We start from the raw sequence: 7,116 nt of genomic DNA, 5'->3' as shown, positions 1-7,116 counted from the left end.
GACCGGCGGCGTGATCATCCCGATTTCCAGCAGCTTGACCACCAGCACCCCGAACCAGACCAGGCTCAGCCCCTGGCTTTGCAGAACTGGCAGGAACACCGGCAGCGTGACCAGCATGGCGCCCACCGGCTCCATGAATGTGCCAAGTGCAAGGTATATCAGCACCACGATCAGCATGAGTTGCACATAGGTCAGGTCCGCGCCCGCGACCCAGGAATTGATGAAGCCCGACAGTCCCGACAGGCCCAGGAAGCGTGTGAACATCGCCGCCCCCACCGCGATGATGAAAAGCGAGCCGGTCGTGGTGACGGTTTCCAGCAACGACTGGCTGACGACCTCGCGGGTCAGGCGGCCGGTGACGGCGGAAATGACGATGGTGCCCAGCGCGCCCACGGCGCCCGCCTCCGTGGCGGAAAAGAACTCGGCAAAGAGCCCGCCAAAGACCAGCACGATCAGCGCCAGGATCGGCAGGACGTTCAGCACGGCACTGCGCGTCGTGCCCGTTTCTGGCGCGTCGATGCGGGGGGGCACCACGTCCGGGCGAAACAGGCTGATGAGCAGGATCACGGCACAATAGGACACCGCCGTCACCAGCCCGATGCCGATGCCGCCGACAAAGACCTGGGTGATCGAGGTTTCGGCAAAGACGCCGTAGAGGATCATCAGGATCGACGGCGGGATCAGCGCACCGATGGTCCCCCCCGCCGCGATGGACCCGGCGGCGATGGAGGGGCGATAGCCCGCCTTGACCATTTCCGGGATGGCGATGCGCCCCATTGCGGCAGCGCAGGCCAGCGACGACCCCGACACGGCGGCAAAGCCCGAACAGGCAAAGACCGAGGAAATCGCCAGCCCGCCCGGCATCCTGCGCAGCACCAGCTTGGCCGCCTCGAACAGCCCCCCGGTCAGCCCGGCATGAAAGGCGACGAACCCCATCAAGAGGAACATCGGCACCGCCGACAACGTCCAGGAGGCGACGAAATCGTAAGGCGTGGAATAGAGGATGCCGACCGCCGGTTTGATCCCGACAAGGCTGACCACCCCGCCGAAACTGACCGCGATCAGCGCCATCGCCACGGGCACCCGCAACAGCAACAGGACGATCAGTATGCCAACCCCGTAGAATCCCGTCTCGACGCTCATGCGCTACGTCCGATCTGCCGTGCGCGGTCGGCGGCCTTGACCAGGCAGGCGCCCGTTGCCAGCGCAAAGCCCAGCGTCGGGAAGATGTAGCTGGGGTAGGTCAGGAACTCGATGTCGCCCAGTTCGATCATCGTGCCCCTTTTCCAGTTGGACACCATCGACCCCCAGGTCGCCCAGGCCAGCGTGCCGTAGATCCCGCAGGCAATGGCCGCGACCAGCGCGTCCGACAGTTGCCGCAGCCAGGGCGGCAGGAAGCTGTCGATCAGCTCGACCGAGACCATTTCATCGCGCAGCTCGATAAAGGCCAGCGGAAGAAAGGCCAGCGGCACCATGTAGTAACGGGCCACCATCGCGTTGGTCGAACTGAAGGAATTGCGAAAGAGGTTTCTCAACACCACGTCGAGGCAGATGTGCAGCATCATCACGACAACCGCGATGGCGCCCAGAAGGGCAAGCACGCGGGCGATCCGTGACGCGGCCTGTGTCAGCGCGTTCATGTGTCGGGCTTTCCGGTCGGATGGGGCGCCCCGCCCCGCGCCGCGCGCGGGACCGGGCCAGAGGTGTCAGAGACCGTAGGTCGCCAGGTCAACCTTGCTCCAGATCCGCTCCCAGGCCAGTTCGGCCAGGGCATCGGGATCGTTGCCCGTGTCGGCGATCAGCTCGGACCATTCGTCGACCAGCCGGGCGAAATCGGCGGCAATGTCCCCGGCCTTGGCGATCTGTGCCTCGCGGTCCGCCGCGGCAAACCCCTCGGAGGCGGCCAGCAGGTCACCCGATGCCTCGACCACCACGATGTCAGAGCCGGCCACCGCTTCGCGCGCGTCGGCGGGCAGTTGATAGGCCCAGCGGTCGGTCAGGTCGAAATTCGCCCGGTTGGCGGCCTTGACGATCATCAGGCGCTGTTCCTCGGACAGGCGCTGCCATGTCGGCAAGGCAACCGTAAAGTTGGAGGTGGCGTGATAGGTGCCGATGGGGACCGTGTTGAAATGCGTGGCGATGTCGACCAGCCGATAGGACAGCATGTCCACGACAGAGGCCATCGTACCGTCGATCACGCCCTGGCTCATCGCCTCGAAGGTCGCCCCGACACCCATCGGGACGCCGGTGGCGCCAAAATGCTCGGCCCAGCGCGAATAGGGCGCCCCGCCTGACCGCAGGCGCAGCCCCTGCAGATCCTCGACGGAGTCCACCGGCTTGGTGGTGATCAGACCGTAGACGTCGGACGATCCTGCGCCCAGGAAAACGCCGCCGAACTCCTTGTATTCCTGCTGGCAGGGTTCACAGGTGACCGCCCATTCGGTCATGGCCAGCGCCATCGCATGCGGGTTGCGCCCCTGCAGCGCCAGGTCACCCGCCACGCCGGTCAGCGGGAAATCCGCCGCGAAATACAGCGGCAGCGAGTTGCCGATGTCCGCCAGGCCCGAGTTCAGCGCATCCGCCATCTGCGGCAAGGCCACCACCTCGGGGCCCAGCAGCGTGGTCCCGATCGTGCCGCCGGATTCCTTGGCCAGGTACTCGGCGAAATGGGTGTACATGTAGTGGGCCGGATGCGCCGGCGGGGCCGCGGGCGCCAGGCGCAGGTCCTGCGCCGCCACCGTTCCCGCGATCAAGGTCCCCGCCACGGCCAGCGCCGCGAATGAGAAGGTCGTCTTCATCGTTCTATCCTCCCTGGATGAAGTCCGTGTGCGGCCTGCCGGGGTGCGCGCCTCCTCGCGGCGTCCCGGCGCCGTGGTTCAGTCGTCCTCCCTGCGCCCCACCCCGCTGTACCGCCGCAGCAGATGGGCAAGCTGACGGCACTCGGCCTCGCTCAGCCCGTGATTGTGATAATCGTCATGCCCAAAAAAGGCGTCCCGGTGGTCCCGGACAAAGGCCTCGCCACCTTCGGTCAGGTACAGGCGGACCGACCGCCGGTCGTCATCCGGTATTACCCGGCGGATACGGTCCTGGACCTCCAGCCGGCGGATCATCTTGGTCATCTGCGCGGGCTTGATGCCCAGCGTTTCCGCCAGCAATCCCTGCCGGACCCCCGGGTTCCGCAGGATCACCCACATGACCGAGAATTCTCCCGGGCGGAGACCGATCTCGTCGAAGGCCGCGTAGAACCGTTCGTAGGCCCGCACCTGCGAGATCCGCAGCAGGAACCCCAGTGAGTTCTCCAGTTCATGCAGGGAAACGGCCCCATCCGTGTCCGGTGCGGCCTCTACGCCGAGCCGAACCTGGTCGGGCCTGAAGGTGTCCCCTTCGTTCACGCGCGCCTCCTGCAATTGCCCCGATTCTATATTTTTAAATTGTTTCCGAGTAAAGAATTTCGTAGGACATGAACTGAGCCAGGGGGAGGGTTCGGCCATGACAGAGATGCGGCCGGTCAGGCTGTGGCAGCCGCGCGTCCGGCAGGAAACGCGCGATGATGGGACCATCCTTGTCTGGCAGGAAGAGCCGCTTGGCCCCTACCCGCGCTGCCTGTCGGAAAAGATCGCTCATTGGGCAGGGGTCACTCCGGATCACCTGTGGATGGCCGAACGCGACGATGCCGGGGACTGGCGTGGCCACAGCTACGCAGAGCTGGCCGACCTGACCGAGCGGGTGGGCGGCGCGCTTCTGGATCTGGGGCTCTCGGTCGACCGCCCGCTCCTGATCCTCTCGGGCAACAGCCTCGATCACGCGGTGATCGCCCTGTCGGCCCAGCACGTCGGCATCCCCTCCGCAGCGATCGCGCCCGCCTATGCGCTGACCGGGCCGGACTATCCGAAACTGGCCGACATCGCGCGCCAGATCACCCCGGGCGCTGTCTTTGCCGACAGGCTGGACGCCTTCGCACCCGCCATCCGCAAGGTTCTTGATCCCGATCTGCCGATCATCACGGGCGCAGGCGAGCTGCCCGGCCACCGCATCCTGCGCTGGGATGACTTCAAACGGACCGAGCCGACGGAGGCCGCCCGTGCCGCCGCCCGCGCCGTCACCCCCGACACGGTGGCCAAGTTCCTCTTTACCTCCGGCACAACCGGTTCTCCCAAGGCGGTGATCACCACTCAGCGGATGCTCTGTTCCAACATGGCGATGGTGCAGGACTGCTATGCCTTCATGAAAGAGGAACCGCCCGTTCTGGTGGACTGGGCGCCCTGGAACCACGTCGCCTCGGGCAGCAAGGTCTTCAACATGGCGCTCTACAACGGCGGCACTTTCTACATCGACAAGGGCAACCCCGGCCCGCAAGGGATCGAAGAGACGATCCGCAACCTGCGAGAGATCGCGCCGACCTGGTATTTCAATGTCCCCGTCGGCTATGACGCCCTGATCCGCGCGATGCAGGCGGACACAGACCTGGCCCGCACCTTCTTCAGCCGGGTCAAGCTTCTGCTCTATGCAGGCGCAGGCATGGCCACCCACACGTGGGAGGCACTCAAGACGCTGTCGGAACAGACGGTGGGCGCGCGCACCCTGCTGTCGACCGGGCTGGGGGCAACCGAGACCGCCCCCTTTGCCCTGACCTGTGTCGAGGAACAGGACCTCCCCGGCAATGTCGGCGTGCCCGCCAAGGGTGTCACGATCAAGCTGGTGCCAACGGGCGGCAAGCTGGAACTGCGCATCAAGGGGCCGCTGGTCACGCCCGGCTACTGGCGCGCGCCGGAACTGACCGCGCAGGCCTTTGACGAGGAAGGCTTCTACAAGCTGGGGGACGCGGTGCGTTTTGCCGTGCCCGGCGATGCTGCGCAGGGGTTCTTCTTCGACGGGCGCATCGCCGAGAACTTCAAGCTGAACACGGGCACATGGGTCGCGGTGGGGGCGCTCCGTGCGAAACTGGTCGATGCTCTGGGGGGCCTGGCGCGTGACGCGGTCATCACCGGCGAAGGTCAGGGCGAACTGGGCGCCCTTCTGGTTCCGTCCCGCGCCGGCGCAGAGGCATTGGTGCCCGACGGCGCCGCACTGGACGACGCGGCGCTCTGGTCCCGGCCAGAGGTGCGCACCGCGCTGCAGGAGCGACTGGCGCGGCTGGCACAGGAGGCCACCGGCTCTTCGATGCGGATCGCCCGCGCGATCGTGATGATCGACCCGCTGGATCTGAACGCGGGCGAGGTGACCGACAAGGGATCGGTCAACCAGCGAGCGGTGCTGAACAATCGCGGCGACCTGGTCCGGCGGCTTTACGCGGGCGACCCCGAGGTGATCCTGGCCCGCTCTCCGCGCTGAACGCCTCAAAGGCGCGCCCCGGCCGAAACCGGGACGCGCCCCCCTTCACGCGCTGACGTCGGCTGTCAGTTGCTCGTTGAAGGGGAACAGCGCGGGCGTGCCGCCGCAATGCACGAACAGCACGTCCGATCCCTTTTCGATGGCGCCGCGTTGCGCCAGGTCGATGATCCCGGCCATCGCCTTGCCGGTATAAACCGGGTCCAGCAGGACGCCCTCGGCATGGCCGGTCCGCAGGATGGCGGCGTTGCCCTGCTCAGAGGGGATGGAATAGCCCGGCCCGACATAGTCATTCTCGATCCGCAGATCCTCGGGCGTGAAACGCTGTTCCAGTTCCAGCAGCTCTGCCGCGTCATTGGCCATGACCGCGATCCTCTCGGCGAACGGCACGGCGGTGCCGGTGACGGCGATGCCCAGTACCCTGGTCCCTGGCCACCAGATCGAACAGCCGACGACCATGCCCGCCAGCGTGCCGCCCGACCCGACCGGCGCGCAGATGTAATCCGGCGCCTTGCGGCCCGTGGCGGCGTATTGTTCCGACAGTTCGCGGATCGCGTTCACATAGCCCATCGCACCCAGCGCGCTGGCGCCCCCCAGCGGGATGATATAAGGCGTCTCTCCCCGTGCCTCTGCGGCATCCGCATGGGCCTGCATGCGCGGATTGATCTGCTCGAAATAGGCGTCCGGGTCCAGGAAATCGACCTCGGCCCCCAGGATGTGATCCAGCAAGAGGTTGCCCTGCCAGGCGTCGGGACGGTTGCCGCGCAGCACCAGGATCGGCTTCATGCCGAATTTTCTGGCAGCAGCGGCGGTCATCCGCGCATGGTTGGACTGGTGCCCGCCGGTGGTGATGACCACCTGGACGCCGCGCGCCACCGCGTCCGCCATCAGGAACTCCAGCTTGCGCACCTTGTTGCCACCGCCGCCGAAGCCCGTGAAATCATCGCGTTTCACCGAAAGCGAGACGCCCAGCTCACCGCTCAGACGGGGCAGGTCCTCGACCGGGGTGGGCAGGAATCCCAGCGACAGCCGGGGCAATTCATCGAGTTTCATGCTCGGTCCTTTCTCTTGATTGGCCCGCCGGGGCGAGTTTCCCCTTGCATGATCGGACCTCTCTTGTCAGGATATATGATATATCATAAACGGCAACCCCTCGTTTTCCCGGTCCGCGTCATGCGGCGATCCCTTCCGGAGCGGCGGGCAAGCCGCTACGCTTGAACCGATCGAAACGGACCGCGCCATGACCGAACCTGTCTTCTCCGTCTCCGGACTCGAGGTCGCCTTTCGCGGCCGCACCGGCTGGACCCCGGTGGTCCACGACATGTCGATGCAGATCGCGCGGGGCGAAACGCTGGCCCTCGTGGGGGAAAGCGGTTCGGGGAAAAGCGTCACCTCGCTGGCCTCGATGCGCCTGCTCGACCCCGAGACGAGCCGCATCAGGGGCAAGGTTCTGCTGGAAGGCCGCGACCTGCTGACCCTGTCGGAACCCCAGATGCGCGGCGTGCGCGGCAACGACATGGCGATGATCTTCCAGGAGCCGATGACCTCGCTGAATCCCTCGATGAAGATCGGCGAACAGATCGCCGAGGTGCTGGAGGCGCACCAGGGCATGGACCGCAAGGCGGCCCTGGCCGAGACGCAGCGCCTGCTGGAGCGGGTGCGCATCCCGGCGGCACGGCAGCGGATGGGTGAATACCCGCACCAGTCCTCGGGCGGGATGCGCCAGCGGTTCATGATCGCGATGGCGCTGGCCTGCCGCCCGCGCCTGCTGATCGCGGACGAACCGAC

General features: G+C 66.3%; 7 protein-coding genes. 2 read left to right on the top strand and 5 right to left on the bottom strand.

Going from position 1 to position 7,116, the window contains the following annotated elements; genetic code table 11:
• The 4 genes from PVW46_RS23540 to PVW46_RS23525 form a co-directional block, all read right to left on the bottom strand.
• Positions 1–1,143, bottom strand: a 1,143-nt coding sequence (locus tag PVW46_RS23540; protein ID WP_274577954.1) for a TRAP transporter large permease, incomplete at its 3' end; no start/stop codon positions are given.
• On the bottom strand, positions 1,140–1,640 hold the full coding sequence (locus PVW46_RS23535; protein WP_069208422.1) for a TRAP transporter small permease: 501 nt from the start codon (positions 1,638–1,640) through the stop codon (positions 1,140–1,142). The genes PVW46_RS23535 and PVW46_RS23540, both read right to left, overlap by 4 nt.
• 66 nt (positions 1,641–1,706) lie before the next feature.
• Positions 1,707–2,798 carry a TRAP transporter substrate-binding protein DctP gene (gene dctP / locus PVW46_RS23530; RefSeq protein ID WP_069208423.1) on the bottom strand — a complete coding sequence of 364 codons (1,092 nt, stop codon included), beginning with the start codon at positions 2,796–2,798 and terminating at the stop codon, positions 1,707–1,709.
• A 78-nt stretch (positions 2,799–2,876) separates the two neighbouring features.
• Positions 2,877–3,392 (bottom strand): MarR family winged helix-turn-helix transcriptional regulator, encoded by a 516-nt coding sequence (locus PVW46_RS23525; protein WP_274577952.1) that lies wholly within the window; start codon positions 3,390–3,392, stop codon positions 2,877–2,879.
• A gap of 97 nt (positions 3,393–3,489) precedes the next feature.
• Between PVW46_RS23525 and PVW46_RS23520 the strand changes: the two genes are divergently transcribed.
• Positions 3,490–5,331: a feruloyl-CoA synthase gene (locus PVW46_RS23520; protein WP_139132250.1), complete on the top strand. Its 1,842-nt coding sequence runs from the start codon at positions 3,490–3,492 to the stop codon at positions 5,329–5,331.
• Positions 5,332–5,376: 45 nt separating this feature from the next.
• On the opposite strand, the gene PVW46_RS23515 is transcribed toward PVW46_RS23520, so the two are convergent.
• On the bottom strand, positions 5,377–6,381 hold the full coding sequence (locus PVW46_RS23515) for a 1-aminocyclopropane-1-carboxylate deaminase/D-cysteine desulfhydrase (RefSeq protein WP_069208424.1): 1,005 nt from the start codon (positions 6,379–6,381) through the stop codon (positions 5,377–5,379).
• A gap of 187 nt (positions 6,382–6,568) precedes the next feature.
• On the opposite strand from PVW46_RS23515, the gene PVW46_RS23510 reads away from it, so the two are divergent.
• Positions 6,569–7,116, top strand: a 548-nt coding sequence (locus tag PVW46_RS23510) for an ATP-binding cassette domain-containing protein (RefSeq protein ID WP_274577950.1), incomplete at its 3' end; no start/stop codon positions are given.

It is taken from the genome of Mameliella sp. AT18 (assembly GCF_028807275.1).
Taxonomy (GTDB): Bacteria; Pseudomonadota; Alphaproteobacteria; order Rhodobacterales; family Rhodobacteraceae; genus Antarctobacter; species Antarctobacter albus.
Note: the sequence above shows the minus strand (reverse complement) of the source record. Positions and strands in the feature narration are given on the sequence as shown.

What these genes read in the sequence shown, in the direction of transcription:
- PVW46_RS23535 (WP_069208422.1), bottom strand. Translation starts at nt 1,640, where the DNA reads ATGAACGCGCTGACACAGGCCGCGTCACGGATCGCCCGCGTGCTTGCC.
- dctP (WP_069208423.1), bottom strand. Translation starts at nt 2,798, where the DNA reads ATGAAGACGACCTTCTCATTCGCGGCGCTGGCCGTGGCGGGGACCTTG.
- PVW46_RS23520 (WP_139132250.1), top strand. Translation starts at nt 3,490, where the DNA reads ATGACAGAGATGCGGCCGGTCAGGCTGTGGCAGCCGCGCGTCCGGCAG.
- PVW46_RS23515 (WP_069208424.1), bottom strand. Translation starts at nt 6,381, where the DNA reads ATGAAACTCGATGAATTGCCCCGGCTGTCGCTGGGATTCCTGCCCACC.